Raw genomic sequence first — 26,594 nt, 5'->3', positions numbered from 1 at the left:
CGGCGTACGGGGGGCTACGCGTACTCCGGCGTACGGAGGGCTACGCGTACGGAGGGCTACCGGACGACGTAGCTCTCGATGTGGTCGATCACCGTCGTCACGGCCTGCCGGTAGGCGGTGCTCGACCGGCGGACCTGGGACAGCAGCATGCCGCCCTGGATGGCGGCCAGCAGGGCGGTGGCGAGTACCGCCGGGTCCGCGTGCTCGTTCAGTTCGCCCCGCGCCTTCATGCGCTCCAGCCCCGATCTGATGGGGCTCTCCCACCGGTCGAAGGCGGCGGCCAGTCCGGTGCGCGCCGCCGGATCGGTGTCGGCCAGTTCACCGGCGAGCGAGCCGATCTCGCAGCCGCCCTCGCACCCGGCGGCGTCCTGCCGGTCCCCGGCCCGGTCGCACCACTCCCGCAGCGCCTCGATGCTGTCCAGATGGTCGAGCAGGGGGCGCTGCTGGGCGAGCCTGGCGTCGGTCTGGTGGTCGATGACGGCGAGGACCAGGCCCTGTTTGTCGCCGAAGTAGTGGTAGATCTGCGACGCGCTGACCCCGGCGGCGGACTGGATGTCCGGGATGCTCGTGCCGCCCACACCCCGCTGGTGCATCAGTTCCGCGGCCGTCTCGACGATGCGGTCCCGGGTCCTGCGGCCGGCCTTGGTGAGCCGGGGCCGTTCCGGGCGGTCGGCCCGCACTGGCGTGTTCATGAGCCCACCCTACCGAAGTTGGAATTGACATTCCAATCTCCCGGTCGAGAGATTGGAGAAGTCATTCCAGCCCGTGCGGTTCTCCCGCGGCTCCAGTGAGGTGCGCCATGTCGCTCGACCCCCAGATCAAGACCCTGCTCCAGCAGACCGCCGAGCACGCCGGACCGGCCCCGGAGACCCTGACGGTCGCGGAGAACCGTGCCGCCGGAGCCGCCTTCGCCGCCCTCGCCGGCGATCCCGTGCCGGTCGCGGACGTGGCGGACACCGCCGTCCCCGCCGACGGCCGGGACATCCCCGTACGCCTCTACCGGCCCGCCGGCGCCGGGCCGCGGCGGTCCGGTCCGCTGCCCGTGACCGTCTTCCTCCACGGCGGGGGCTGGGTCTTCGGCGACCTCGACACCCAGGACCAGATGGCCCGCACCCTGGCCGCCCGCTCCGGCACGATCGTGGTCTCCGTCGACTACCGGCTGGCCCCCGAACACCGCTTCCCGGCCGCCGTCGAGGACGCCTACGCCGCGCTGACCTGGGTCGCGGACCACGCCGCGGAGTTCGGGGGCGACGGCGGGCGGATCGCCGTGTTCGGCGAGAGCGCGGGCGGCAACCTGGCCGCGGTCCTCGCCCAGGAGGCCCGGCGCCGGGGCGGGCCGCGCATCGCGCTCCAGGTGCTCGCCTATCCGGCGGTCGACCGGTTCGACGACAGCCCGTCGATGTACGAGCACATGGCCGGACCGGTCCTCTCCCGCTCCTACCTGGAGTGGTTCTGGGGCGTCTACCTCAGCACCCCCGACCAGGGCGCCGACCCCCGCGTCTCACCGCTGCGCGCGGACGACCTGACCGGACTCCCGCCCGCCGTCGTCGTCACCGCCGGACACGACCCGCTGCGCGACCAGGGCGACCGCTACGCCCGCGCCCTGGCGGAGGCGGGCGTGGCGGTCCGCCACCTTCCGGTCCCGGGCGCCGTCCACGGGTTCCTGTCGTTCACCGGGCCGGTGAAGCTCTCCCGGGACGTCCTCGACCAGCTCGGGGAGTCCGTGGCCGCGGCCTTCGGCTGACCGGGACCGCGCGGTCGCCGGCCGCCCCCGGGCGCCCGCTACGGCAGGTTCCTACGGAAGGTTCCGGGCCATCACGATCCGCTGGACCTGGTTCGTGCCCTCGTAGATCTGCGTGATCTTCGCATCGCGCATCATGCGCTCCACCGGGTAGTCGCGGGTGTAGCCGTACCCGCCCAGCAACTGCACCGCGTCCGTGGTGACCTCCATCGCCACGTCCGAGGCGAAGCACTTGGCCGCCGCGCCCTGGAAGGTGAGGTCGGCGTCGCCGCGCTCGGACTTGGCCGCCGCGGCGTACGTGAGCTGGCGGGCGGCCTCGATCTTCATGGCCATGTCGGCGAGCATGAACTGGATGCCCTGGAAGTCGGCGACCGGCTTGCCGAACTGCTTGCGCTCCCGCACGTAGCCCTTGGCGTAGTCAAGGGCGCCCTGGGCGATGCCGAGGGCCTGGGCGGCGATGGTGATGCGGGTGTGGTCCAGGGTCTTCATCGCCGTGGCGAAGCCGGTGCCCTCCTCGCCGATCATGCGGTCGGCGGGGATGCGGACGTTGTCGAGGTAGACCTCGCGGGTGGGCGAGCCCTTGATGCCGAGCTTCTTCTCCGGGGCGCCGAAGGAGACGCCTTCGTCCGACTTCTCCACGACGAAGGCGGAGATGCCCTTGGACCGCTTGACCGGGTCGGTGACCGCCATGACCGTGTAGTACTCGGACTCGCCGGCGTTGGTGATCCACCGCTTCACGCCGTCGAGGACGTAGAAGTCCCCGTCGCGGACCGCCTTCGTCTTCATGCCGGCCGCGTCCGAGCCCGCGTCCGGCTCGGAGAGGCAGTACGAGAACATCGCGTCGCCCTTGGCGAGCGGCCCCAGGTACTTCTTCTTCAGCTCCTCCGAGCCGGAGAGGATCACCGGGAGGGAGCCGAGCTTGTTCACCGCCGGGATGAGGGACGAGCTCGCGCAGACGCGGGCCACCTCCTCGATGACGATCACCGTGGCGAGGGCGTCGGCGCCCGCGCCGCCGTAGGACTCGGGGACGTGCACCGCGTGCAGGTCGTTCGCGGTCAGGGCGGCCAGCGCCTCGCGCGGGAAGCGGGCCTCCTCGTCCACCGCGGCGGCGTGCGGCGCGATCTTCGCCTCGGCCAGCGCGCGGACGGCGTCGCGGAGCATGTCGTGCTCCTCGGACGGGCGGTACAGGTCGAAGTCAGCCGATCCGGCCAAGGTCTCTCACGCTCCAGGACGAAGTGATGACGACGCTAACTACTGTTAAGTAACCCAGATTTTAGAACCGCGTCGACGGCCGTGGGTAGGTGAGCTTGACGACAGCCGCAGGCTGCCCGTCCAGGGGCGGCGCCATGCCCCCGGTTATGCTCACTCCCGCACCCGCCGTACGTCTCTGGAGCATCCATGGCCCTCAAGATCACCGTGATCGGCACCGGCTATCTCGGCGCGACCCACGCGGCGGCCATGGCGGAGCTGGGCTTCGAGGTGCTGGGCCTGGACGTGGTGCCGGAGAAGATCGAGATGCTGCGGCGCGGCGAGGTCCCGATGTACGAGCCGGGACTCGAAGAGTTGCTGCGCAAGCATGTCGCCGGGATCGAGGGGTCCAGCGGGCGGCTGCGCTTCACCACCGACTTCGAAGAGGTCGCGGCCTTCGGCGACGTGCACTTCCTGTGCGTGAACACGCCGCAGAAGCACGGCGAGTACGCCTGCGACATGAGCTACGTCGAGTCGGCGCTGGCCTCGCTCGCCCCGCACCTGCGCGGCTCCGCCCTGGTCGTCGGCAAGTCGACGGTGCCGGTCGGGTCGGCCGACCGGCTGGCCGCCTACCTCGTCGAGCACGCCCCGGCGGGCGGCGACGCCGAGCTGGCCTGGAACCCGGAGTTCCTGCGCGAGGGCTTCGCCGTCCAGGACACGCTGCACCCGGACCGGATCGTGGTCGGCGTGCGCAGCGAGCGGGCGGAGAAGCTGCTGCGGGAGGTGTACGCGACGCCGGTCGGTGAAGGGTCGCCGTTCGTCGTCACCGACTTCCCGACCGCCGAGCTGGTGAAGACCTCCGCCAACTCCTTCCTCGCCACCAAGATCTCCTTCATCAACGCGATGGCCGAGGTGTGCGAGGCCGCCGACGGGGACGTCGCCAAGCTGGCCGAGGCGATCGGGTACGACGACCGGATCGGCAAGAAGTTCCTGCGGGCCGGGATCGGCTTCGGCGGCGGGTGCCTGCCCAAGGACATCCGGGCGTTCATGGCCCGCGCCGGTGAGCTGGGCGCCGACCAGGCGCTGACCTTCCTGCGCGAGATCGACTCCATCAACATGCGCCAGCGCGGCCGGATGGTCGAGCTGACCCGGGAGGCGCTGGGCGGCGGCCCGTTCCTCGGCAAGCGGGTCGCGGTTCTCGGCGCCACCTTCAAGCCCGACTCCGACGACGTACGGGACTCCCCCGCGCTCAACGTCGCCGGGCAGATCCACCTCCAGGGCGGCCAGGTCACGGTGTACGACCCCAAGGGCATGGCCAACGCCCGGCGGCTGTTCCCGACCCTCGGGTACGCCGAGTCGGCGACGGAGGCGGTGCGCGGCGCGGACGTCGTGCTGCACCTGACGGAGTGGCGGGAGTTCCGCGAGCTGGACGCGGAGGCGCTCGGCGAGGTCGCGGGCGCCCGGGTGATCCTGGACGGGCGCAACGCCCTGGACCCGGAGGCGTGGCGCCGGGCCGGGTGGACGTACCGGGCGATGGGCCGGCCGACGGCGTAGGCGCTCGGCGCGGCAGCCACTCGGCAGTCGCGACACGCGTCCCTCGCACCACCCTTCGCGCCGCGCTCACGCGCCCTTCGCGCGGTACCTCCGCATCTTGGCGCGCGCCCCGCACACCCGCATCGAGCACCAGCGTCCGCGCCCGGCCGGGCTGCGGTCGTAGTACGCCCAGAGACAGTCGGCCGCCTCGCACGCCTTCAGCCGCGTCCAGGTCCCCGCGACCAGCGCCTCGGCGACGGCGGCGGCGATCCGGGCGGTCAGGGACCCCGGCCGGGCCGGGGCGAGCGCGGCGGAGCCGTCGGCGGCGTCGACCGTCACCAGCAGGGGGCCCTCGGCCAGCAGCTCGCCCAGCGGCGTCACCGTGCGGTGCGGCGGATGGCCGGCGTGGGCGAGCAGGACGGCCCGCAGCGACTCCCGCAGTTCGACGGCCGCCGGCACCTCGTCCTCCGTGAGGCCGAACCGCGCCCGGCCCTCGGGCGTGCCGAGCGAGTCGGCGCCCGTCTCCACGTCCAGGGTGTTGACCAGGGACTCGACCAGCGCGAGGCCCCCCGGCGCGGGCGCTCTCTCACTCATGCCTGCGACGTTACCGCCCATGAGGATGCATGGAGTAACCCGTTACTGGCTACTCTCCCTTTACCGGTAACCACCGGACCGGACTTCACCGGACTTCAAGGAGGAAGTCATGGCTGTCGCCGAACTGAGCGTCGTCGTCCTGGACTGTCCCGATCCCCACGCCCTGGCCGGTTTCTACGCCGAGGTGCTCGGCGGGACCGTGGAGGACCAGGGCGACTGGGTCGACCTGAAGCTGCCGGGCGGGCAGGCGCTGGCCTTCCAGGCCGCCCCCGGGTTCGTACCGCCGCGGTGGCCCGCGCCCGACCACTCGCAGCAGTTCCACCTGGACCTGGACGTGCCCGACCTCGACGCGGCCGAGCGGGCCGTGCTGGCGCTGGGCGCGAAGCCGCTGGACACGGAGGACCGCGCCCGGTCCTTCCGGGTCTACGCGGACCCGGCCGGGCACCCGTTCTGTCTCTGCGCCGCCTGACCGAGGAGGTTGCCCGTATGGCATCCGTGGCACGTTTCCGTTCCGTCGTCGTCGACTGTCCCGACCCGCGGGCGCTGGCCCGCTTCTACGCGCAGATCGTGGGCGGCAGGCCCGAGGAGGACGACCCCGACTGGGTGGTGCTCCGGGTACCGGACGGGCCCCGCATCGCCTTCCAGCGGGCGCCTGGCCTGACCCCGCCGGAGTGGCCGCGCGCCGACCGCAACGCCCAGCAGTTCCACCTCGACTTCGACGGCGGGTCGACGTGGGAGGAGATGGACGCCGCGCACGAGAAGGTGCTGGCGCTGGGGGCCCGGGTGCTCGACGCGGAGGACCGGGAGAAGAAGGACTTCGTGGTGTACGCCGACCCGGCGGGGCACCCCTTCTGCCTGTGCCGGATCGAGCACCCGTAGGCCGGCCGCGGTCGGCCGTTGACCGTCAGCGGTTGTCCGTCGGCCGTTGACCGTCGGCCGTTGTCCGTCGGCCGTTGACCGTCAGCCGTCCAGGTCGGTGATCGTCGCCGTGGACGGCTGGCGGCGCACCTGGAACGTCCGCGCGGTGAACGCCGCGTCGCGCAGCACCCGCTGGACGTTGCCCCAGGTCAGCAGCGCCACGTCGGCCTCGTCCCAGCCGCGCCGCAGCAGCTCGGCGACGATCCGGGGGTAGCAGGAGGGGTCGCCCAGCTCCTGCGGATGGGCGGTGCCGGTGTCGTACGTACCGGACAGGCCGACGCCCCGCGGGCCGGCGACGTCACGGACGTGGTCGAGGTGATCGGCGACGTCGCGGACGGTCGGGCCGGTCTGCTCGGCGGTCAGCGGCACCATGCACAGGCCCCCGGCCGCGCCCAGCTCGGCCAGCAGGTCGTCGGGGAGGTTGGCGGGGTGCGGGCGCAGGGCGCGGGCGGCGGAGCGGGTGCACAGCGCGGGCGCCTTGGAGACGGCGAAGGTGCGGCGCACCGTCGGCGCGGAGGCACCGGAGAGGTCGACGATCATCCCGAGCCGGTTCATCTCGCGGACGACCTCCTCGCCGAACCGGGTCAGCCCGGCCTCGCTCGCCCAGGTGGCCCCGGTCAGCGTGAGCACGCGCAGGCCGAGCAGGTACAGCGAGCGCAGGATGCCGAGGGAGTCGCCGACGGCGGCGGCGCCGGCTGGTCCGGGCAGCACGGCGACCCGGCCGCAGTTGCGGGCGTCGATGGCCTCGCCCGCGTCGTAGGCCAGGCGCAGCCCCTCGGGGTGGTCCCGGACGACCGTCTTGACCAGGTCCAGCTGCTCCAGCGTGGCGCCGACGGCCCGGTCGCCGGCGAGGGCCTCGGGCAGGTGCAGGGACGCGAACAGCACTCCGACGTGCCCCTCGCGCAGCCGGGGCACGTCGGTGCCGACGGCGGTCTCGCCGAGTTCCAGGTCGTACCAGGGCAGGTGCTTGAGCGCCCAGGGCAGTCCGCTGTACCCGTCGGCGACGGGGTGTGCGGCGAGTACGGCGTGCGCCCGCTCCAGCGGCGCGGCGTCCGGGTCCGAGGCGGGTGGGCAGGGCTCCGGTGCGGGGACGCGGGCGGGGGAGGGCGTGGGCAGGTCGTCCAGCTCGCCGGCCTCGGTGCTCGGGTGCAGGTCGTCCTGGAGGTCTGCCATGGCGGGCTCCGTACGGTCGTCGTGCAGTACCGACACCGTCGCACGGAGCGTGACAGGCTTCCTGGTGGGTGGGCCGTCAGGGGGTACGCCGCCCGGCGTACCCCCCGCACACGGCCCGGGGTCAGCCGTCGAGCGCGTCCAGCGTGGCGTTCGACGGTCCCCGGGTGGCCTTGAGGGAACGGGCCACGTCCTCCGCGTCACCCAGCACCCGTACCGCGTTCTTCCAGGTCAGCTTGGCCAGGTCGGCCTTGGACCAGCCCCGGTCGAGCAGCTCGGCGATCAGGTTGGGGTAGCCGGAGACGTCGTCGAGGCCGGCCGGGGTGAACGGCGTGCCGTCGTAGTCGCCGCCGATGCCGAGGTGGTCGACGCCGGCGACCTCGCGCATGTGGTCGAGGTGGTCGGCGACCGTGGCGACGGTGGCGACCGGACGCGGCCGGCTCTCCTCGAAGGCGCGGTGGACCTTCATCGCGTCCGGGCTGGTGTCCAGGTGGTGGAAGCCGTGCGCGCGCATGTTCTCGTCGGCCTCGGCCGTCCAGTCCACGGCCGCCTGGAGCACGAACTTCGGCACGAACGTCACCATCGCCACGCCGCCGTTGGCGGGGAGGCGTTCCAGCACGTCGTCGGGGATGTTGCGGGGGTGGTCGCAGACGGCCCGCGCGGAGGAGTGGGAGAAGATGACGGGCGCCGTGGAGGTGTCCAGCGCGTCCCGCATGGTCGTCGCGGCGACGTGCGAGAGGTCGACCAGCATGCCCTCGCGGTTCATCTCGCGCACGACCTCGCGGCCGAAGGCCGACAGCCCGCCGACGCCGGGCTCGTCGGTCGCGGAGTCCGCCCACGCCACGTTGTCGTTGTGGGTGAGGGTCATGTAGCGCACGCCGAGCGCGTACAGCCCGCGCAGCGCGGCGAGGGAGTTGTCGATCGAGTGCCCGCCCTCCGCGCCCATCAGCGACGCGATCCGGCCCTCGGCCCGCGCGGCCTCCATGTCGGCGGCGGTCAGCGCGGCCCGCAGCCGGCCGGGGTGGCGGTCGATGAGCCGCCGTACGCAGTCGATCTGCTCCAGCGTCGCGGTGAGCGCGCCGGGCAGGTCGGAGCGGACGTACACCGACCAGTACTGCGCGCCGACCCCGCCGGCCCGCAGCCGGGCCAGGTCGGTGTGCAGGTGGGCGGACTGGTCGGTGGCGATGTCACGGGCGTCGAGGTCGTAGCGGACCTGCTCGCGCAGCGCCCAGGGCAGGTCGTTGTGGCCGTCGACGACGGGGAACTCGCGGAGCAGTTCGCGTGCCTCGTGCAGTGGGGTCATGGGCGGTTACTTCCCGAAACCGAAGGAAGCCGACCCCTCGACCTTGGTGCGCAGCCGCTTGCCCTTCTCGGTGGCCTGGTCGTTCAGCTCCTGCTGGAACTCGCGCATCCGGCCCAGCAGCTCCTCGTCGTGGGCGGCGAGGATGCGGGCGGCCAGCAGTCCGGCGTTGCGGGCACCGCCGACGGAGACCGTGGCGACGGGCACACCGGCGGGCATCTGCACGATCGACAGCAGCGAGTCCATGCCGTCGAGGTACTTCAGCGGGACGGGTACGCCGATGACCGGCAGCGGGGTGACCGAGGCGAGCATGCCGGGCAGGTGGGCGGCGCCGCCGGCCCCGGCGATGATCGCCTTCAGTCCGCGTCCGGCCGCCTCCTCGCCGTACGCGATCATCTCGCGGGGCATGCGGTGCGCGGAGACGACGTCGACCTCGTAGGCGATCTCGAACTCGTCGAGCGCCTTGGCGGCGGCCTCCATGACGGGCCAGTCGGAGTCCGACCCCATGACGATGCCGACGACGGGACGGGCGGCGGGGCTCATTCGGTGATCGTCCCTCTCAGGTATCCGGCAGCGTGCCGGGCGCGCTCCAGGACGTCGTCCAGGTCGTCGCCGTAGGTGTTGACGTGCCCCACCTTGCGGCCGGGCTTGACGTCCTTGCCGTACATGTGGATCTTCAGCTGGGGGTCGCGGGCCATGCAGTGCAGGTACGCGGAGTACATGTCCGGGTAGTCGCCGCCGAGGACGTTGACCATGACCGTCCAGGGCGCGCGCGGGCGCGGGTCGCCGAGGGGGAGGTCGAGGACGGCGCGGACGTGGTTGGCGAACTGCGAGGTGATCGCGCCGTCCATCGACCAGTGGCCGGAGTTGTGCGGTCGCATCGCCAGCTCGTTGACGAGGACGCGGCCGTCGCGGGTCTGGAACAGCTCGACGGCGAGGTGGCCGACGACGCCGAGTTCCTTGGCGATGGACAGGGCCATCTCCTCGGCCCGGAGCGCCAGGTCCTCGTCGAGGCCGGGCGCGGGGGCGATGACGGTGTCGCAGACGCCGTTCACCTGCCGGGACTCGACGACCGGGTAGGCGACGGCCTGGCCGTGCGGGGACCGTACGACGTTGGCGGCCAGCTCGCGGACGAAGTCGACCTTCTCCTCGGCGAGGACGGGCACACCCGCGCGGAACGGCTCGGCGGCCTCCGCCTCGGAGTCCACGACCCACACGCCCTTGCCGTCGTACCCGCCGCGGACGGTCTTGAGGACGACGGGGAAGCCCTCGCCCTCCGCCGCGAACGCGGCCACGTCGGCCGGGTCGCTCACGATCCGGTGCCGCGGGCACGGCACGCCGATCGCCGTGAGCTTCGCCCGCATCACGCCCTTGTCCTGGGCGTGCACCAGCGCGTCCGGGCCGGGGCGCACGGGGATGCCGTCCGCCTCCAGGGCCCGGAGGTGCTCGGTGGGCACGTGCTCGTGATCGAAGGTGATCACGTCACAGCCGCGCGCGAACTCACGGAGCGTGTCCAGGTCGCGGTAGTCGCCGACGACGACGTCGCTCACCACCTGGGCCGCTGAGTCCTGGGGAGTGTCACTGAGGAGCTTGAACCTGATGCCCAACGGGATGCCCGCTTCGTGCGTCATACGCGCGAGCTGGCCCCCGCCGACCATGCCGACTACCGGGAACGTCACCCCCCTAGCGTATCGGCAGCCCGGGGGGAGGACGCTTCCCGGCCTTTTCCGGCCGTCTGGCCGGGCGGTTTCCCCCATGGTCCACAGGAAATTAGCGCGGTCGGGTGGTTAGCATGGCCGGGTTGACGCCAACCGACCGAGCGGGGGCCTGCACGACCATGGGACATGGTTCCTCGGCGCGTTCCGCGCCCCCGGCCGCCCGCGGCGCGCTGCGGCGGCGGCTCGAAGGCGTCCTGCGGGAGGTACTGAAGTTCGGCGCGGTCGGCGGCGCGGGCGTCCTGGTCAACCTGCTCGTCTTCAACCTGGTGCGGCACACGACCGACCTCCAGGTGGTCCGGGCCAGCATCGTGGCGACGGTCGTCTCCATCGTCTTCAACTACGTGGGCTTCCGCTACTTCACCTACCGGGACCGTGACAAGAGCGGCCGGACCAAGGAGATGTCCCTCTTCCTGCTGTTCAGCGCGGTCGGCCTGGTGATCGAGAACGGCGTGCTCTACACGGCGACGTACGGCTTCGGCTGGGACAGCCCGCTGCAGAGCAACATCTTCAAGTTCGTCGGCATCGGGGTGGCGACGCTGTTCCGCTTCTGGTCCTACCGGTCCTGGGTCTTCCGCGCCCTGCCCGCCCGGGACGCCGTCGCCCGCGCGGAATCGTTCCTGGAGCACGAGAGCCCGACCACGGTGTCCGCTCCGGGGCGCTCCCGCTGAGACCCGTTCCTCACCTGACCGTCCGGTCCGCCTCCGACGCCTCGGCCTTCGACGGCTGGGTGCGGGACAGGAACAGCCCGAACACCGGCGGCTTGGACTGGAGCAGTTCCAGACGTCCGCCGTCCGCCTCCGCGAGGTCGCGGGCGACGGCCAGCCCGATGCCCGTGGAGTTCCGTCCGCTGATGGTGCGCTCGAAGATCCGCGCGCCCAGGTCGGCGGGGACGCCCGGCCCCTCGTCGGTGACCTCGACCACGGCCTGGTTGCCGGTGACCCGGGTGCGCAGCGCGACCGTGCCGCCGCCGTGCATCAGCGAGTTCTCGATCAGCGCCGCCAGCACCTGGGCGACCGCTCCCGGCGTGCCGACGGCCGTCAGGTGCCGCTTGCCGGAGGAGACGATGGCCCGGCCCGCGCTGCGGTAGGCGGGGCGCCACTCGGCGATCTGCTGCTGGATGACGTCGTCCAGTTCGAAGACGACGGCGGAGCCGCTGCGCGGGTCGCGGGAGTTGGTCAGCAGCCGCTCGACGACGTCCGTGAGCCGCTCCACCTGGGCCAGCGCGATGGTCGCCTCCTCCTTCACCGTCTCCGGTTCGTCGGTGAGGGTGATCTCCTCCAGGCGCATCGACAGCGCGGTCAGCGGCGTACGCAGCTGGTGGGAGGCGTCGGCGGCCAGGCGGCGCTCGGCGGTGAGCATCCGGGCGATCCGCTCGGCGGAGGAGTCCAGGACGTCGGCGACCCGGTCCAGTTCGGGGACGCCGTACCGCTTGTGGCGGGGGCGCGGGTCGCCGGAGCCGAGGCGTTCGGCGGTCTCGGCGAGGTCGGTGAGCGGGGAGGCGAGGCGGTTGGCCTGGCGGACCGCGAGCAGGACGGCGGCGATCACCGCGAGCAGCGCCACCAGCCCGATGATCAGCAGGGTGCGGCCGACCTCGCGGGTCACCGAGGAGCGCGGCTCCTGGACGATGACCGTCTCGCCCTCCTCGCCGGTGGCCTCGCCCCGGATGACCTCGCCGGTCGGTTCGCTGCCGATCTCGATGAGCGGCTTTCCGGGGATGCGGATCGCGGCGTACCGGTTGCCCTCGACCTGGCCGCGCAGGACCTCGGCGTCGACGCTGCCGGTGCCCAGCAGCCGGCTGTCCACGATGCTGGCCAGCCGGGCGGCTTCCAGGTCCACCCGTTCCTGGGCCGTGCTGCTGATCGTCTGCGTCTCGACGATGACCAGGGAGACGCCGAAGACGGCGATCACGACGAGCACCACGGCGAGCGTGGACTGGATCAGTCGACGGCGCATGTTCCCCTACGTGACAACGTGACTACGTGACCGTGTACGCCCGTGCGGGCTCAGTTCTTCTCGAAGCGGAAGCCCACGCCCCGCACGGTGGCGATGTAGCGCGGGTTGGCCGCGTCGTCGCCCAGCTTCTTGCGCAGCCAGGAGATGTGCATGTCGAGGGTCTTGGTCGACGACCACCAGGTGGTGTCCCAGACCTCGCGCATCAGCTGGTCGCGGGTGACGACCCGGCCGGCGTCGCGCACCAGCACCCGCAGCAGGTCGAACTCCTTGGCGGTGAGCTGGAGCTCCTCGTCGCCCATCCAGGCGCGGTGCGACTCGACGTCGATGCGCACGCCGTGCGTGGCGGGCGGCTGCTGGGGCTCGGTGGCGCCGCGCCGCAGCAGGGCCCGGACCCGGGCGAGCAGCTCGGCGAGGCGGAAGGGCTTGGTGACGTAGTCGTCGGCGCCCGCGTCCAGGCCGACGACGGTGTCCACCTCGTCGGCGCGCGCGGTCAGGATGAGGATCGGCACCGAGTGGCCCTCGGAACGCAGCCGGCGGGCGACCTCCAGGCCGTCCATGCCGGGCAGGCCCAGGTCCAGCACGACCAGGTCCACACCGCCCTGCATCCCGGCGTCGAGCGCCGTGGGTCCGTCCTCACGCACCTCGACCTCGTACCCTTCCCGGCGCAGTGCGCGGGCCAGCGGCTCCGAGATGGACGCGTCGTCCTCGGCGAGCAGTACACGGGTCATGACCCGATGGTAGTCCGCCCGGAGCAACGCCCGAGGTGAGATCGGTGCGGGGCGTCCTTACCTCCGGACATGCCGGATACGTGCCCGCGAGCGCGCGGCGGGGCCGATCCTCCGGGAGACATCGGAATGTAGTATTCCGGTTCCATCACTCCCTGTGATACGTATCTCAAGTCCTTCCATACCGGGCAGTACCTTGCCTTATGGTGGACAAACGCCTGTAGCACCACAGGGACCTTTGGCGGCTCCGGCTCTCCCAAGCTCTTGAGCTCTTGACGCCGAAGGTCTTCTTCGTGTGTGCGGGCCGGCCGTCCGCCGGCCTCGAAAGGAATGACCTGTGGCCGGGCCTCGCAGCGCAGAGCCGCGCGCCGAGGCGTGGATCCCGGTGGTCACCGTCCGCCGCCCCGTGACCCGGGGCGGACTCCCCGTAGGCGTGGGGTGGACGGCCCGACCCGCCGGTGCCGGCCTGCCCCCCACCGGGCGCGCATCGCCTCCGTGAGCGCGTCCCGACCAGCAAGGATCGACCATGGCGTCCAGCCTGACGAAGGACTCGGTCACCCCGGGCACCCCCGGATCCGAGAAGTCCTTCTTCGGCCACCCCCGGGGTCTGGCCACCCTCTTCATGACCGAGATGTGGGAGCGTTTCTCCTACTACGGCATGAGGGCTCTGCTCCCGCTGTACCTCGTGGCCCCGGGCGGCCTGGGCATGAACGCCGGCACCGCCACCGCGATCTACTCGGTGTACCTCTCGCTGGTGTACCTGCTCACGATGCCGGGCGGCTGGTTCGGCGACCGCGTGTGGGGTCCGCGCAAGACCGTCGCCATCGCCGGCGGCGTCATCATGCTCGGCCACCTCACCCTGGCCCTGCCCTCCTCCGGCACGTTCTTCGCCGGTCTCGGCCTGGTCGCCATCGGCTCGGGTCTGCTGAAGGCCAACATCTCCACGATGGTCGGCCACCTCTACCAGGGCCCCGACGACCCGCGCCGGGACGGTGGCTTCACCGTCTTCTACATGGGCATCAACCTCGGCGCCTTCGTCGCGCCGCTGGTCATCGGCACCATCGGTGAGAGCGTCAACTGGCACCTGGGCTTCGCGCTGGCCGCGGTGGGCATGGCGATCGGTGTCGCCCAGTTCCTGATGGGCAGCCGCCACCTCGACCCGCACTCCAGCGTCGTCCCCAAGCCGCTGTCGGCCGCCGAGAAGACCTCGACGCTGCGCAAGGCCGCGTTCTGGGCCGCCGTCGCGGTCGTCTTCTACGCGATCGTCGGCTTCTCCGGCCACTACACGCTGAACTGGATCCTGGTCCCGCTGACCCTGCTCGGCGTGATCATCCCGATCCTGGTGCTGACCCGCATCAAGCGCGACAAGGAGCTGGACCGCGCCGAGCAGTCGAAGATGTCCGCGTACATCTGGTTCTTCGTCGCCGCGGCCGTCTTCTGGATGATCTACGACCAGGGCGGCTCGACCCTGTCGATCTTCGCCGAGTCCTCCGCCGAGAACAGCGTCCTGGGATGGTCGTTCCCGGTCTCCTGGTACCAGTCGGTCAACCCGGTCATCATCATGGCGCTGGCCCCGGTCTTCGCGACGCTGTGGCTGGCGCTGGCCCGGCGCGGCAAGGAGCCGAGCACGGTCGTGAAGTTCTCGTTCGGCCTGGTGCTGATCGGCGCGTCCTTCTTCCTCTTCCTCGCCCCGCTGGCGATCGCGGACGGCGGCCACAAGGCCGCGGCGCTGTGGCTGGTGGCGATCTACTTCGTCCAGACCTGCGGTGAGCTGCTGCTCTCCCCGGTCGGCCTGTCGGTGACGACGAAGATGGCGCCGGTGAAGTACGCCTCGCAGATGATGGGCGTCTGGTTCCTCGCGGTCACCGCCGGTGACGCGACCACGGGCCTGCTCTCCATCGCCGGCGTGGACCTGAACAAGACCGGCATCGTCGCCGCGGAGGCCACCCTCGCCGTGGTCGCCGGCGTGGCGGTGTGGATGTACCGCAAGCGCGTCCGGACGCTGATGGGCGACGTCCACTGAGACCTGCCGGTCCGGCTTTCCGTCGGAGGGTCACCGTGTCCTCGGGGGCGCGGTGGCCCTTCGGGGTTTCGTGGGGCTGCCGGAGCCTTCGCGGGGGCTACGGGTGTCGGCGGGGTGCCGGGCCCGCGGCGCGGTGGCCCTTCGGAGTTATGTGGGGCTGCCGGAGCCTTCGCGGGGGCTACGGGTGTTGGAGGGGTGCCGGGCCCACGCGGAAAGCCGCCGAGCCTTCGCGGAGGTCCGCGTCCGCAGGACCGTCGCCTACAGGGCTTCCGCCTACGCCGGCGCGGCCAGCTCCGCCCACACGGTCTTGCCCGCGACGCCCGGGGACCGTACGACCCCCCAGTCGAGGCAGAGCCGCTGCACGATGAACATGCCGTGGCCGCCGGGGCGTCCGGCGCGGTGCGGTGTGCGGGGTGCCGGCTGGCCCGTGCCCCGGTCGGAGACCTCCAGCCGGATCACCTTGCGGTCGCGGCTGATCGACAGCTCGTCCGGGCCCTCGGCGTGCAGGCAGGCGTTGGTGACCAGTTCGGAGACGACCAGCAGGACGTCCTCGGCGGCGGCCCGCTGGTCGGCCGAGTCGGCCGGCAGCCAGCCCCACGCGTACAGCGCCTGGCGGGTGAAGTCACGGGCGAGCGGCACGACACCGCTCGTGCCGTCGAAGCTCAGCCTGCGGGACTGGCCACCGGTGGCGGCAGCCGTCTGCGCGCCCACGTGCCCTTCGGACGCCCCGGTCACGGGCAAACCCCCCTCGGGCGCCCCGGAGGCGCCGGAAGCGCCGCTGGGCTCCGGACCGCGGTCGCCCGGCGAGTAGGGCCGGGTGGTGCTCATCAGCGCTTCACCTCACCGATTCACCAATTCATGATTCAACGTCGTACACAGCCGGTCGGTCGGCCGACCTGTTCAGGATGTCTCCTGCCCGACCGGACCGACAGAACACCCCTGTATTGGGCAGGAAACACAGGACGGGCCGGAACCACCGGCCACAGGGGAAGCGCGAGACGCCCCGCCGGGCCCGCGGGGCGGGTCAGCCGCTCTCGTCCGCCAGGGCCGTCTCAAGGGTGTCATGAACGGTGAAGACGGCGTCCGCACCGGTGATCTCGAAGACTCTGGCCACCACGGGCCGCATGCCGGCCAGATGGACGCCACCCCCCGCGGCCTCCGCCTTCAGCCGCGCGCCGAGCAGGACGTTGAGTCCCGTGGAGTCGCAGAACTCCAGACGCGAGCAGTCGACGACAAGCCGACTGAAACCCTTGTCCAGGCAGTCGTCCAGAGGCTCGCGCAACAGATCGGCGGTGTGGTGATCCAACTCACCCGCCGGGGTCACGACGGCACTGGAGCCTTCCTGCCGCACCTCCACCAGAAGCCGGCCAGACTGTGCGCTGCCGACCGTCCCGCGGTCCATGCCGTCTCTCTCTCCCGACGTCGAGGCTGCTTACTGACGCCCTCGAACACTACGCCTTCTGCACGTCCTTCAACACCCGAACATCCGCACAGAAACGGACATACAAGAACAAAAAGCACTTGCGGTGGGCTCGGTGAAGCCGGTAGGGCTAGTAAGAACACGCAACCGACCACGGCCGGCTTTGGAGGCGCCGCACACCGCAGTGCACGTATTTGGCTTCGGCAGCCGCATGCCGAGAACGATGGAGGACATCATGTCACCCCGGCTCGACGGATCGCGTACCCAGACAGCGACGTCGGCACCCCCTCCGGAACATCTGGATCCCATCGACCACTTCGAGCGAGCCGTCGAGCACGACGGCGCCCTCGCCGGGCTTCCGGACATCCCCGCGTACGACGAGGTCGCCCCGGCGGACGCCCGGGCCCTGTCCAAGACCCTTTTCGAGCGCCTGGAGTCGCTGGAGGAAGGCACGCACGAGTACGCGTACGTACGCAACACGCTCGTCGAGCTCAACCTCGCGCTGGTCAAGTTCGCCGCCTCCCGCTTCCGCTCGCGCAGCGAGCCGATGGAGGACATCATCCAGGTCGGCACGATCGGCCTGATCAAGGCGATCGACCGCTTCGAACTGTCGCGGGGCGTGGAGTTCCCCACGTTCGCCATGCCGACCATCATCGGCGAGATCAAGCGGTTCTTCCGCGACACCTCCTGGTCCGTGCGCGTGCCGCGCCGCCTCCAGGAACTGCGCCTGGACCTGGCCAAGGCCGGCGACGAACTGGCCCAGCAGCTCGACCGCGCGCCGACGGTGGCCGAGTTGGCCGAGCGCCTCGGCATCACCAATGACGAGGTCGTCGAGGGCATGGCCGCGTCGAACGCGTACACCGCCGCCTCGCTGGACGCCCAGCCGGAGGAGGACGACGCCGAGGGCGCGCTCGCGGACCGGATCGGTTACGAGGACCACGGGCTCGAAGGCATCGAGTACGTCGAGTCGTTGAAGCCCATGATCGCCCAACTGCCGCCGCGCGACCGGAAGATCCTCTCCCTCCGTTTCGTCGCGGGCATGACCCAGTCGGAGATCGGCGAGGAACTGGGCATCTCCCAGATGCACGTCTCCCGCCTGCTGTCGCGGACGCTGGTGAAACTGCGCAAGGGACTGACGGTCGAGGAGTGACCTCGGCCGTGGCCACGGCCGGGTGACGGCTGTGGTGTCACGAGAGGGGCGGTCCGCGCGGACCGCCCCTTCGTGCTGTCCTCCACGCCCCTCGCGCCGCCGTCACACCACGCGCACGCCCCGCCGCCACACCCCCGCCACCAGCGGTACGCCGGGCCGGTAGGCCAGGTGGACGTGGCTCGGGGCGTCCAGCAGGATCAGGTCGGCGTACGCCCCCGGCGTGAGGCGCCCGATGTCGTCCCGGCGCAGGGCCGCCGCGCCGCCTGCCGTGGCCGACCACACCGCCTCGTCCGGGGTCATCCCCATGTCCCGTACGGCGAGGGCGACGCAGAACGGCACGGAGGACGTGAAGGACGAGCCGGGGTTGCAGTCCGTGGAGAGGGCGACCGTGACACCGGCGTCGAGCAGGCGCCGGGCGTCGGGCCAGGCGGCGCGGGTGGAGAACTCGGCGCCGGGCAGCAGCGTGGCGACCGTACGGCTGTTGGCGAGGGCGTCCACGTCGGCGTCGGTGAGGTGGGTGCAGTGGTCGGCGCTGGCGGCGTCGAGTTCGACGGCGAGCCGCACGCCGGGGCCGTGGGAGAGCTGGTTGGCGTGGACGCGGGGGTGCAGGCCCTTGGCCTTGCCCGCGGTGAGGATCGCGCGGGCCTGGTCCCCGTCGAAGGCGCCCCGCTCGCAGAAGACGTCGATCCAACGGGCGTACGGGGCGCAGGCGTCGAGCATCTCGCCGGTGACCAGGTCCACGTAGGCGGCGGGGTCGTCGGCGTGTTCGGGGGCGACGATGTGGGCGCCGAGAAAGGTGACCTCGTCGGTGTGGCGGGCGGCGATGCGCAGGGCGCGGGACTCGTCGGCGGTGGTCAGGCCGTACCCGGACTTGGTCTCGAAGGTCGTGGTGCCCTGGCGGAGGGCCTCGGCGAGGTACCGGGTGAGGCCGGCCTCCAGTTCCGCGTCGGTCGCGCCGCGGGTGGCGGCGACGGTGGTGCGGATGCCGCCCGCGCTGTAGGGGCGGCCGGACATGCGGGCGTTGAACTCCTCGGTGCGGTCGCCCGCGAAGAGCAGGTGGGAGTGGGAGTCCACGAAGCCCGGCAGGACGGCCCGGCCGCCGGCGTCGACCCGATTGTCAGTGGCGGGTGCTTTGCTGGCATCACCGGTCCACGCGACGCGGTCGCCGTCGATGACGACGGCCGCGTCCCGGATCAGGCCCAGGGGGGTTCCGTCTTGGAGGGAGGGGTCGTTGGTGACCAGCGTGGCGATGTTGGTGATGACGGTACTGCCGGTGCTGCTGGTGCTGCTGGTGCTGCTGGTGCTCATGATGTCCTTCGCGGTCGGCGTCGTCAGGCGCGCAGGGCCGCCACGGCCCGCGCCAGTGCTCGCGGCACGTCCGGTACGAGGGTGTGGGCCCCGTCGCGCACGACGTGCCGTCCGCCGACGACCGTGTGCCGTACGTCCGCCGCGGTCGCCGCGAATACGGCCGCCTCGGCGCCGAGCCTGGGCGGCGGCCCCGCTGTCCTGACCGAGTCCAGGGCGACGGTCGTCAGGTCGGCGCGGGCGCCGGTCTCGATGGCGCCGGCGTCGTCCCAGCCGAGCGCCGCGTGACCGTCGGCGGTGGCGGCGCGCAGCAGTGCCGTGACCGTCCAGTGGCCCCGGGTACGGGTGCGCAGCCGCTCGTTCAGCTCCATCGCGCGTGCCTCTTCGAGCAGGTCGACGACGGCGTGGCTGTCGGAGCCGAGACAGAGCGGTGAGCCCGCCTTCTGGAGCGCGGTGGCGGGTCCGATGCCGTCCGCGAGGTCCCGTTCGGTCGTCGGGCACATGCAGGTACCGGTGCCGGTGGAGCCGATCAGCGCGATGTCGGCGTCGGTGAGGTGGGTGTTGTGCACGCCGGTGGTGCGCGGCCCGAGGACGCCGTGGTCGGCGAGGAGCCGGGCGGGGGTGCGGCCGTGCGCCTGCCGGCAGGCGTCGTTCTCGGCGGTCTGCTCGGACAGGTGGACGTGGAGCGGGGCCCGCCGCTCCTCGGCCCAGCGGGCCACGGTCGCCAACTGGCCGGCGGGCACGGCCCGTACGGAGTGCACGGCGGCCCCGATCCGCGCGTGATCCCGTTCCTTGAGAACTGAACAGCGTGCCGCCCAGTCCTCCGCGCTTCCGTCGGAGAAGCGGAGCTGGTGCGCGGTGGGCGGCTGCCCGAAGCCGGCGGAGAGGTAGCAGGTGTCGAGGAGGGTGATGCGGACGCCGGCGTCGGCGGCGGCCTCGATCAGCGCCTCGCCCATGGCGTTGGGGTCGGCGTAGGGCGTGCCGCCGGGGGCGTGGTGCACGTAGTGGAACTCGCCGACGGCGGTGATGCCGGCCAGGGCCATCTCGGCGTACACGGCCCGGGCGAGGGCGTGGTAGGTGTCCGGGGTGAGGCGGTCGGCGACGGAGTACATCACCTCGCGCCAGGTCCAGAAGGTGCCGGAGCCCACCTGGACGGTGCCGCGCAGGGCGCGGTGGAAGGCGTGGCTGTGTGCGTTGGCCAGTCCCGGCAGGGTCAGTCCGCGCAGGATCTCGGCGCCGGGCGGCGGGGTGCCGGTCCCGGTGCGGACGGCACGGACGCGGCCGTCCGCCACGTCGACGGCGACGCCCGGTTCGACGTGGCCGCCGAGCCACGCGTGTTCGAGCCAGTACGTCCGCTGGGGGTCGGTCACGGGCACGCGAGTCCTTCCAGTACGTCGGCGAGGGCGAGGACCCCGGCCGCGCAGTCGTCCTCGGTGGCGGACTCGGCCGGGGAGTGCGAGACGCCGGTGGGATTGCGCACGAACAGCATGGCGGCCGGGACGCGTGCGGAGAGGATTCCGGCGTCGTGTCCGGCGCCCGTGCCGAGGACGGGCACCTTCAGATCCGTGCCGGTGCCTTCGGTGCCGAGGATGCGGGCGAGTTCGTCGCGCAGGGCGTGGTCCAACTCGACGACCGGGGTGAAGGACTCCCGGGCGACGGTGAGGCCGACGCCGTGGGCCCGGGCGTGGGCGCGGGCGGCCCGCTCGACGGAGCCGACCACGGCGTCCAGGGTCTCCTGTCCCTCGGCCCGGGAGTCCAGCCAGCCGCGCACCAGGGACGGCACGGCGTTGACACCGTTCGGCTCCACGGCGACCTTGCCGAAGGTGGCGACGGCACCGGCGAGTTCGGCCTCGCGGCGGGCGGCGAGCACGGTCTCGGCGTACGGCAGCATCGGGTCGTGCCGGTCGGTGAGGCGGGTGGTGCCGGCGTGGTTGGCCTCGCCGCGGAAGTCGAACCGCCAGCGTCCGTGCGGCCAGATGGCGGAGGCGATGCCGACCGGGTCGCCGGACAGGTCCAGGGAGCGGCCCTGTTCGACATGGAGTTCGACGAAGGCGCCGATGCGGGCGAGCCGCTCCGGGTCCGGGCCGATGGCGTCCGGGTCCTGGCCGGCGGCCTCCATGGCGTGCGGGAGGGTAATGCCGTCGGCGTCGGTGAGGCGGTGGGCCTCGGCCACGGTGAGCGCTCCGGCGGTGAGGCGGGAGCCGACGCAGGCGAGGCCGAAGCGGGCGCCCTCCTCGTCGCCGAAGTTGACGATGCCGAGCGGCTTGGTGAACCGCGCTCCCCGGTGGCGCAGTTCGTCCAGCGCGGCGAAGGCGGAGACGACGCCCAGGGGGCCGTCGAAGGCGCCGCCGTCGGGTACGGAGTCCAGGTGGGAGCCGGTGACGACGGCGTCCCCGGCGGCCGGGTCACCGAGCCAGGCCCACTGGTTGCCGTTGCGGTCGGTCTCGTAGGCCAGGCCGCGTGTCTCGGCCTGCTCCCGGAACCAGGCCCGGCAGTCGGCGTCGGCGCCGGTCCAGGCGAACCGCCGGTAGCCGCCGGAGGCGGAGTCGCGGCCGACCGGCAGCAGCTCGGCCCACATGCTGTGGAAGCTCACGCGGCGCCGCCCTCGGGGCCGCCCGGCCGCGCGTCGCCGCCCTCGCGCATGGGGACGCGGACGCCGCGCTCCTCGGCGACCGACTCCGCGAGGTCGTACCCGGCGTCCACGTGCCGGATGACGCCCATGCCGGGGTCGTTGGTGAGCACGCGGCGGATCTTCTCCCCGGCGAGCGGCGTGCCGTCGGCGACCGTCACCTGCCCGGCGTGGATCGAACGCCCCATGCCGACGCCGCCGCCGTGGTGGACCGACACCCAGGAGGCTCCGGAGGCGACGTTGACCATGGCGTTGAGCAGCGGCCAGTCGGCGATCGCGTCGGAGCCGTCGCGCATCGCCTCGGTCTCCCGGTACGGGGAGGCGACGGAGCCGCAGTCCAGGTGGTCGCGGCCGATGACGACGGGCGCGGCCAGCTCGCCGCTCGCCACCATGTCGTTGAACCGCTCGCCGGCCTTGTCCCGCTCGCCGTAGCCGAGCCAGCAGATCCGGGCGGGCAGCCCCTGGAAGTGGACCCGCTCCCCCGCCATCCTGATCCAGCGGGCGAGGGACTCGTTCTCGGGGAAGAGGTCGAGGACCGCCCGGTCCGTCCTGGCGATGTCGGCCGGGTCGCCGGAGAGGGCGGCCCAGCGGAAGGGGCCCTTGCCCTCGCAGAAGAGGGGGCGGATGTAGGCGGGGACGAAGCCGGGGAAGGCGAAGGCCCGGTCGTATCCGGCGAGCCGGGCCTCGCCGCGGAGGGAGTTGCCGTAGTCGAACACCTCGGCGCCGGCGTCCTGGAAGCCGACCATGGCCTCCACGTGCCGGGCCATGGAGGCGCGGGCGCGGGCGGTGAAGCCCGCCGGGTCCTTGGCGGCGGCGTCCGCCATGTCGTCGAAGGCGATCCCGGCGGGCAGGTAGGCCAGCGGGTCGTGGGCCGAGGTCTGGTCGGTGACGATGTCGACCGGCGCGCTCATGGCGAGGAGCCGGGGGACGACTTCGGCCGCGTTGCCGAGGAGGCCGATGGAGAGCGGGCGGCGGGCGTCGCGGGCCTCGACGGCCAGCCGGAGGGCGTGGTCGAGGGAGTCGGCGCGGACGTCCAGGTAGCGGTGGTCGATACGGCGGTCGATGGCGCGCGGGTCGCAGTCGACGCAGATCGCGACGCCGTCGTTCATGGTGACCGCGAGGGGCTGGGCGCCGCCCATGCCGCCGAGTCCGGCGGTGAGGGTGATGGTCCCGGCGAGGGTGCCGCCGAACCTCTTGGCGGCGACGGCGGCGAAGGTCTCGTAGGTGCCCTGGAGGATGCCCTGGGTGCCGATGTAGATCCAGGAGCCGGCCGTCATCTGCCCGTACATGGTCAGGCCGAGCGCCTCCAGGCGGCGGAACTCCTCCCAGTTGGCCCAGTCGCCGACGAGGTTGGAGTTGGCGATGAGGACGCGCGGGGCCCACTCGTGGGTCTGCATGACGCCGACCGGGCGGCCGGACTGGACGAGCATCGTCTCGTCCTGCTCGAGGGTCCGCAGCGTCCGCACCATCGCGTCGAAGGAGCGCCAGTCGCGGGCGGCCTTGCCGGTGCCGCCGTAGACGACGAGCTTGTCGGGGTGCTCGGCGACCTCCGGGTCGAGGTTGTTCTGCAGCATCCGCAGGGCGGCCTCCTGCTGCCATCCCAGGGCGCTCGGCTGTGTGCCGCGCGGCGCACGGACGGGGCGGGGTCCTGACATGGCTGCCTCCTGAGGCCGGTTCTGCACGGATGTCACTACTTCTATTCACATCCTCACTTCCTGAATATAGCTAGTCAATACGTCGTGGGGCCTACGCCCGCGCCCCATGGATGTTTGGCTGGACCGCATGAGTGATGACGACGGCACCGGTGAGCGGCGGGCGGCACGGCGGGACCGGGCGGTCCGGGCGGCCGTGGAGCAGGGGCTGCTCGGGCCCGGCACACCCGTGCTGGCGCTGCTGGACGTCACCGGCATCCGGGAGTCGGCGGCGGCGCTGCGGGCGGCGTTCACGGCGGTGACCGCGCCCGGCACGCCCGTGCTGCACGCCTTCGCGGTGAAGGCGGCGCCGCTGGTGCCGGTGGTGCGGCTGCTGCGCGACGAGGGCATCGGCGCGGAGGTGGCGAGCCCCGGCGAGCTGGCGCTGGCGCGGGCGGCGGGGGTGCCGGCGGAACGTACGGTGCTGGACTCACCGGCCAAGACGCCGCAGGAACTGCGCGAGGCGCTGGCGCTCGGGATCGCCGTCAACGCGGACAACCCGCAGGAGCTGGACCGGATCGACGGCCTGCTGCGGTCGGCCCCGACCGCCTCGCCCCTCGGCCTCCGGGTGAACCCGCAGGTCGGCGGCGGCTCCATCGAGGCGCTCTCCACCGCGACGGCGACCTCGAAGTTCGGGGTGGCGCTGCGGGACGAGGGGGCGCGGGAGTGGGTGGTGCGGGCGTATCGGGACCGGCCCTGGCTGACCCGGCTCCATGTGCACACCGGCTCCCAGGGCATCGCGCCGGACCGGATGGCCGAGGGGGTGGCGGCCGTGCACGCGCTGGCCGAGGAGATCAACCAGCGGTGCGGACGGCGGCAGGTCGACACCGTCGACATCGGCGGCGGACTGCCGGTGAACTTCGCCTCGGAGGCGACGGCGCCGACCTACGGGCAGTACGCGCGGGCGCTGCGGGAGGCGGTGCCGGGGCTGTTCGACGGGCGGTACGGGCTGGTGACGGAGTTCGGGCGGTCACTGCTGGCCAAGCACGGCACGGTGGTGGCGCGGGTCGAGTACACCAAGAGCGCCGGGGGCCGGCCGGTCGCCGTGACGCACGCGGGGGTGCAGGTGGCGACACGGACGGTGTACGCGCCGGAGGCGTGGCCGCTGCGGATCGCCGCGTACGACGGGGCGGGCCGCCCCAAGGAAGGGCCACCGGTGGTGCAGGACGTGGCGGGCCCCGCCTGTTTCGCGGGGGACCTGCTGGCGACGGGGCGGGCGTTGCCGCGGCTGGAGCAGGGGGACTACGCGGCGGCGCTGGACACGGGGGCGTACTACTTCGCGCATCACTACGCGTACAACTCGCTGGCCCGGCCGGGGGTGTTCGGGTTCACCGCGGACGACGCCGGGGGCGTGCGCTTCGCGGTGGTCCGGCAGCCCCAGTCACTGGAGGAGATCGTGACCGAGGCGGGCGGAGCACACGTGGACGCCCTGACGTCCCCGACGCCGACCAGGTGAGACGCCCTCAGGGACGTGGGGCCGCGCGAGGCCCATCACATGACGCCCTCACACACGCGGGACCACGCAAGGCCCATCACATGACGCCCTCACACACGCGGGACCACGCAAGGCCCATCACATGACGCCCTCACACACGCGGGACCGCGCAAGGCCCATCACATGACGCCCTCACACACGCGGGACCTTTCAGGTGACGCCCTCAGGGACGCGTGGAACCCCGCGCGCCCAGCCACGACGCGCCCGCACCCGCCCTCTCACCGCACGCCCCGACCGCCTCCAACCGCCTCCGACCGCCTCCAACCGCCCCGGCGTCACACCAGCGCCGCCGTCTTCCGCCGCGCCCCGCCCGGGGCGGCATCCCCCGCCGCGACACCGGTCCCCCGGTACGCCTTGACCGCCTTGCCCGCAGGCCGACCCGCCCTCCGGTCGAGCCAGTCGACCCGCACCCACAGCAGCGCGTCCCCGGCACGCTCCCGGCGGCCGAGCCACGCCGCCTTCAGCCAGAGGCCCACCCCGCAGCCGGCCAGCAGCATCCCGCCGGCCGCCGGGACGGCGAACGCGCTGCCCAGTGCCGCGAGGAAGGCGAGCAGCAGCCACCAGCGATGCCCCCGGCGCCAGTTGCGCGAGGTCACCGCCCGGTCCTGGAGGACGTCGTGCTTGCCGGCGCGGGCCGCCGCACCGGCCAGCCGGGTGTACCGCTTGCGCCGGACGTACGCCACCACGAGGGCCGCGATGATGAAGAGCGCCGCTCCGGCCAGGACACCGATCCGGCGGCCGGTCAGTCCCGGCACCAGTACGCCGATGCCCGCCGCGATCACGCCGAGCCACCACATGGGTGCCGCGCCCGCCCGTACGACGACGGCCACCCGGGCCAGCCCTTGTCCTCCGCGCGCCACGTCTGCCTCCCGTCACATCTGCCAAGCGTCCGAGGGGTGTGCAAGGACGGCAGATTAACGGCGCAAGGTGAGACGAGTCTGAGAGCGCGCGGCGCTCCGCCGGGGCCCCGTCAGTCCACGAACAGCCCTCGCGCCGCCGCGTGGGCGTCGAACTCCTCCAGGCGCGCCTGGGCGTCCGGCAGGTCGTCGCACATGGCTTCCAGCAGCACCCGGCCCAGCAGCATCGGCGCGCAGGCGGTGTCGAAGGCGAGCCCGGTGCCGACGGCGGCGGGCAGCAGCAGGTCGGAGACCTTGGCGACGGGCGCGAAGGCGGAGTCGGCGACGGTGACGACGGTCAGCCCGGCCTCCTTGGCGTGGTCCAGGGCGTCGACGACCTCCCGGGGGTGGCGCGGCAGCGCGAAGCAGAGCAGCGCGCTCGCCCCGGCCCGTACGGCGCCGTCGATCCGGTCCTGGACCATCGAGCCGCCCTCGCCGAGCAGCCGGACGTCGGGGTGGACCTTGGCGGCGAAGTAGGCGAACCCCTGTGCCTGGGCGGCGGCGGCCCGCAGGCCGAGGACGAGGAGGGGACGGCTCGCCGCGAGCAGACGCCCGGCCCGCCGCACCGGACGGGGGTCGGCCAGCACCTCGGCGAGGTGCCGCAGGTTCTCGATCTCGGCCTCGACGGCCTGCTGGTACTCGTTGCCGGCCCCGGTCTGGGGCACCGGCTCGGCGGGGGCGACCTCGCGCAGGTGCCGGCGCAGGTCCGGGTAGCCGTCGAAGCCCAGGGCGACGGCGAAGCGGGTCACGGACGGCTGGCTGACCCCGGCCAGTTCCGCCAGCTCCACGCTGGACAGGAACGGCACGTCGGCGGCGCGCCGCACCATGCTGTGCGCGATGCGCCGCTGGGTCGGTGTCAGCCGGTGCCCCTCGAACAGCGCCTGCAGCCGCGCGGCCGGACTGTCGGTCACACCCATGACGCGCTCCCCCTCCGATCCAGTCGTCCCGGGCCGGTCCCCCGGTCCAGCCACCCTATTCAGTATCCCTCACCTCTGCATACGTCCATGCAGTCAGCCCGTGGAAACGGGGGCTAACCCCAGTGCGACGGGCACCCCCGCTCCGTAGCGTGGACGGCATGACGGGAATGGACGCGCGCGACGCCGAGCTGAAGAGGGAACTCGACGCGACCCTGCGGGCCCGCAGGG

General features: G+C 72.6%; 25 protein-coding genes. 8 read left to right on the top strand and 17 right to left on the bottom strand.

The features are described from left to right. Window positions 1-56 precede the first annotated feature (56 nt). Window positions 57-692 (bottom strand): TetR/AcrR family transcriptional regulator, encoded by a 636-nt coding sequence (locus J7I94_RS03620; protein WP_215165022.1) that lies wholly within the window; start codon window positions 690-692, stop codon window positions 57-59. 107 nt (window positions 693-799) lie between these two features. Here J7I94_RS03620 and J7I94_RS03615 point away from each other — a divergent pair, with 107 nt between their 5' ends. Then, window positions 800-1,744 carry an alpha/beta hydrolase gene (locus tag J7I94_RS03615; protein ID WP_215165020.1) on the top strand — a complete coding sequence of 315 codons (945 nt, stop codon included), beginning with the start codon at window positions 800-802 and terminating at the stop codon, window positions 1,742-1,744. A 51-nt stretch (window positions 1,745-1,795) separates the two neighbouring features. On the opposite strand, the gene J7I94_RS03610 is transcribed toward J7I94_RS03615, so the two are convergent. Beyond that, window positions 1,796-2,953 (bottom strand): acyl-CoA dehydrogenase family protein, encoded by a 1,158-nt coding sequence (locus J7I94_RS03610; protein WP_215165019.1) that lies wholly within the window; start codon window positions 2,951-2,953, stop codon window positions 1,796-1,798. A 186-nt stretch (window positions 2,954-3,139) separates the two neighbouring features. Here J7I94_RS03610 and J7I94_RS03605 point away from each other — a divergent pair, with 186 nt between their 5' ends. Further along, complete coding sequence (locus tag J7I94_RS03605; protein WP_215165018.1) at window positions 3,140-4,483, top strand: UDP-glucose/GDP-mannose dehydrogenase family protein; 1,344 nt, start codon at window positions 3,140-3,142, stop codon at window positions 4,481-4,483. Window positions 4,484-4,549: 66 nt separating this feature from the next. Here the strand turns inward: J7I94_RS03605 and J7I94_RS03600 are convergent, their stop codons facing one another. Continuing rightward, on the bottom strand, window positions 4,550-5,056 hold the full coding sequence (locus tag J7I94_RS03600; RefSeq protein ID WP_215165017.1) for a CGNR zinc finger domain-containing protein: 507 nt from the start codon (window positions 5,054-5,056) through the stop codon (window positions 4,550-4,552). Window positions 5,057-5,165: 109 nt separating this feature from the next. Between J7I94_RS03600 and J7I94_RS03595 the strand changes: the two genes are divergently transcribed. Next, window positions 5,166-5,525: a VOC family protein gene (locus tag J7I94_RS03595; RefSeq protein ID WP_215165016.1), complete on the top strand. Its 360-nt coding sequence runs from the start codon at window positions 5,166-5,168 to the stop codon at window positions 5,523-5,525. A 17-nt stretch (window positions 5,526-5,542) separates the two neighbouring features. Further along, window positions 5,543-5,935 (top strand): VOC family protein, encoded by a 393-nt coding sequence (locus tag J7I94_RS03590; RefSeq protein ID WP_215165015.1) that lies wholly within the window; start codon window positions 5,543-5,545, stop codon window positions 5,933-5,935. An 81-nt stretch (window positions 5,936-6,016) separates the two neighbouring features. Here J7I94_RS03590 and J7I94_RS03585 read toward each other — a convergent pair whose 3' ends face one another. The 4 genes from J7I94_RS03585 to J7I94_RS03570 all read right to left on the bottom strand — a co-directional run bounded on the left by J7I94_RS03585 (window position 6,017) and on the right by J7I94_RS03570 (window position 10,123). Next, window positions 6,017-7,147, bottom strand: a complete 1,131-nt coding sequence (locus J7I94_RS03585; RefSeq protein ID WP_215165014.1) for a dipeptidase — start codon at window positions 7,145-7,147, stop codon at window positions 6,017-6,019. Window positions 7,148-7,268: 121 nt separating this feature from the next. Further along, window positions 7,269-8,447, bottom strand: coding sequence for a dipeptidase (locus J7I94_RS03580; protein ID WP_215165013.1), 1,179 nt, complete (start codon window positions 8,445-8,447; stop codon window positions 7,269-7,271). Between the two features lie 6 nt (window positions 8,448-8,453). After that, window positions 8,454-8,987: a 5-(carboxyamino)imidazole ribonucleotide mutase gene (gene purE, locus J7I94_RS03575; RefSeq protein WP_215165011.1), complete on the bottom strand. Its 534-nt coding sequence runs from the start codon at window positions 8,985-8,987 to the stop codon at window positions 8,454-8,456. Beyond that, window positions 8,984-10,123, bottom strand: a complete 1,140-nt coding sequence (locus J7I94_RS03570; RefSeq protein ID WP_215165010.1) for a 5-(carboxyamino)imidazole ribonucleotide synthase — start codon at window positions 10,121-10,123, stop codon at window positions 8,984-8,986. Before J7I94_RS03570 ends, purE begins: the two co-directional genes overlap by 4 nt. 158 nt (window positions 10,124-10,281) lie before the next feature. Between J7I94_RS03570 and J7I94_RS03565 the strand changes: the two genes are divergently transcribed. Further along, on the top strand, window positions 10,282-10,830 hold the full coding sequence (locus J7I94_RS03565) for a GtrA family protein (RefSeq protein WP_215165009.1): 549 nt from the start codon (window positions 10,282-10,284) through the stop codon (window positions 10,828-10,830). 10 nt (window positions 10,831-10,840) lie between these two features. On the opposite strand, the gene J7I94_RS03560 is transcribed toward J7I94_RS03565, so the two are convergent. Together J7I94_RS03560 and J7I94_RS03555 are read right to left on the bottom strand one after the other, a co-directional pair. Beyond that, window positions 10,841-12,115 (bottom strand): ATP-binding protein, encoded by a 1,275-nt coding sequence (locus J7I94_RS03560; RefSeq protein WP_215165008.1) that lies wholly within the window; start codon window positions 12,113-12,115, stop codon window positions 10,841-10,843. 50 nt (window positions 12,116-12,165) lie between these two features. After that, window positions 12,166-12,843 (bottom strand): response regulator transcription factor, encoded by a 678-nt coding sequence (locus J7I94_RS03555; RefSeq protein WP_215165007.1) that lies wholly within the window; start codon window positions 12,841-12,843, stop codon window positions 12,166-12,168. 523 nt (window positions 12,844-13,366) lie between these two features. On the opposite strand from J7I94_RS03555, the gene J7I94_RS03550 reads away from it, so the two are divergent. Beyond that, entirely contained in the window at window positions 13,367-14,863 is a 1,497-nt protein-coding gene (locus J7I94_RS03550) for an oligopeptide:H+ symporter (RefSeq protein ID WP_215165006.1), read from the top strand. A gap of 273 nt (window positions 14,864-15,136) precedes the next feature. On the opposite strand, the gene J7I94_RS03545 is transcribed toward J7I94_RS03550, so the two are convergent. Together J7I94_RS03545 and J7I94_RS03540 are read right to left on the bottom strand one after the other, a co-directional pair. After that, window positions 15,137-15,691, bottom strand: coding sequence for an ATP-binding protein (locus J7I94_RS03545; protein ID WP_215165005.1), 555 nt, complete (start codon window positions 15,689-15,691; stop codon window positions 15,137-15,139). 196 nt (window positions 15,692-15,887) lie between these two features. Beyond that, window positions 15,888-16,265, bottom strand: a complete 378-nt coding sequence (locus J7I94_RS03540; protein ID WP_215165003.1) for an STAS domain-containing protein — start codon at window positions 16,263-16,265, stop codon at window positions 15,888-15,890. A 253-nt stretch (window positions 16,266-16,518) separates the two neighbouring features. On the opposite strand from J7I94_RS03540, the gene J7I94_RS03535 reads away from it, so the two are divergent. Next, window positions 16,519-17,433, top strand: coding sequence for an RNA polymerase sigma factor SigF (locus tag J7I94_RS03535; protein WP_215165000.1), 915 nt, complete (start codon window positions 16,519-16,521; stop codon window positions 17,431-17,433). Window positions 17,434-17,535: 102 nt separating this feature from the next. Here the strand turns inward: J7I94_RS03535 and hutI are convergent, their stop codons facing one another. Genes hutI through hutU form a run of 4 tightly spaced genes read right to left on the bottom strand, consistent with a single transcriptional unit; the run spans window position 17,536 to window position 23,022 of the window. Continuing rightward, window positions 17,536-18,741 carry an imidazolonepropionase gene (gene hutI, locus J7I94_RS03530; protein WP_215164996.1) on the bottom strand — a complete coding sequence of 402 codons (1,206 nt, stop codon included), beginning with the start codon at window positions 18,739-18,741 and terminating at the stop codon, window positions 17,536-17,538. Between the two features lie 23 nt (window positions 18,742-18,764). Further along, window positions 18,765-20,108, bottom strand: coding sequence for a formimidoylglutamate deiminase (locus J7I94_RS03525; RefSeq protein WP_374198355.1), 1,344 nt, complete (start codon window positions 20,106-20,108; stop codon window positions 18,765-18,767). Then, complete coding sequence (locus tag J7I94_RS03520; RefSeq protein WP_215164992.1) at window positions 20,105-21,331, bottom strand: allantoate amidohydrolase; 1,227 nt, start codon at window positions 21,329-21,331, stop codon at window positions 20,105-20,107. Before J7I94_RS03520 ends, J7I94_RS03525 begins: the two co-directional genes overlap by 4 nt. After that, the gene (gene hutU, locus J7I94_RS03515) at window positions 21,328-23,022 is read right to left on the bottom strand and encodes a urocanate hydratase (RefSeq protein ID WP_215164991.1); all 1,695 of its coding nucleotides are present in this window, start codon (window positions 23,020-23,022) and stop codon (window positions 21,328-21,330) included. Before hutU ends, J7I94_RS03520 begins: the two co-directional genes overlap by 4 nt. Window positions 23,023-23,128: 106 nt before the next feature. On the opposite strand from hutU, the gene J7I94_RS03510 reads away from it, so the two are divergent. Next, complete coding sequence (locus tag J7I94_RS03510; RefSeq protein ID WP_374198354.1) at window positions 23,129-24,514, top strand: diaminopimelate decarboxylase; 1,386 nt, start codon at window positions 23,129-23,131, stop codon at window positions 24,512-24,514. 314 nt (window positions 24,515-24,828) lie between these two features. On the opposite strand, the gene J7I94_RS03505 is transcribed toward J7I94_RS03510, so the two are convergent. Further along, complete coding sequence (locus J7I94_RS03505) at window positions 24,829-25,413, bottom strand: hypothetical protein (protein ID WP_215164989.1); 585 nt, start codon at window positions 25,411-25,413, stop codon at window positions 24,829-24,831. 110 nt (window positions 25,414-25,523) lie between these two features. Next, window positions 25,524-26,366: a MurR/RpiR family transcriptional regulator gene (locus J7I94_RS03500; protein ID WP_215164988.1), complete on the bottom strand. Its 843-nt coding sequence runs from the start codon at window positions 26,364-26,366 to the stop codon at window positions 25,524-25,526. Window positions 26,367-26,594 lie beyond the last annotated feature (228 nt).

It is taken from the genome of Streptomyces sp. ISL-12, from assembly GCF_018614415.1.
Lineage (GTDB): Bacteria > Actinomycetota > Actinomycetes > Streptomycetales > Streptomycetaceae > Streptomyces.
Note: the sequence above shows the minus strand (reverse complement) of the source record. Positions and strands in the feature narration are given on the sequence as shown.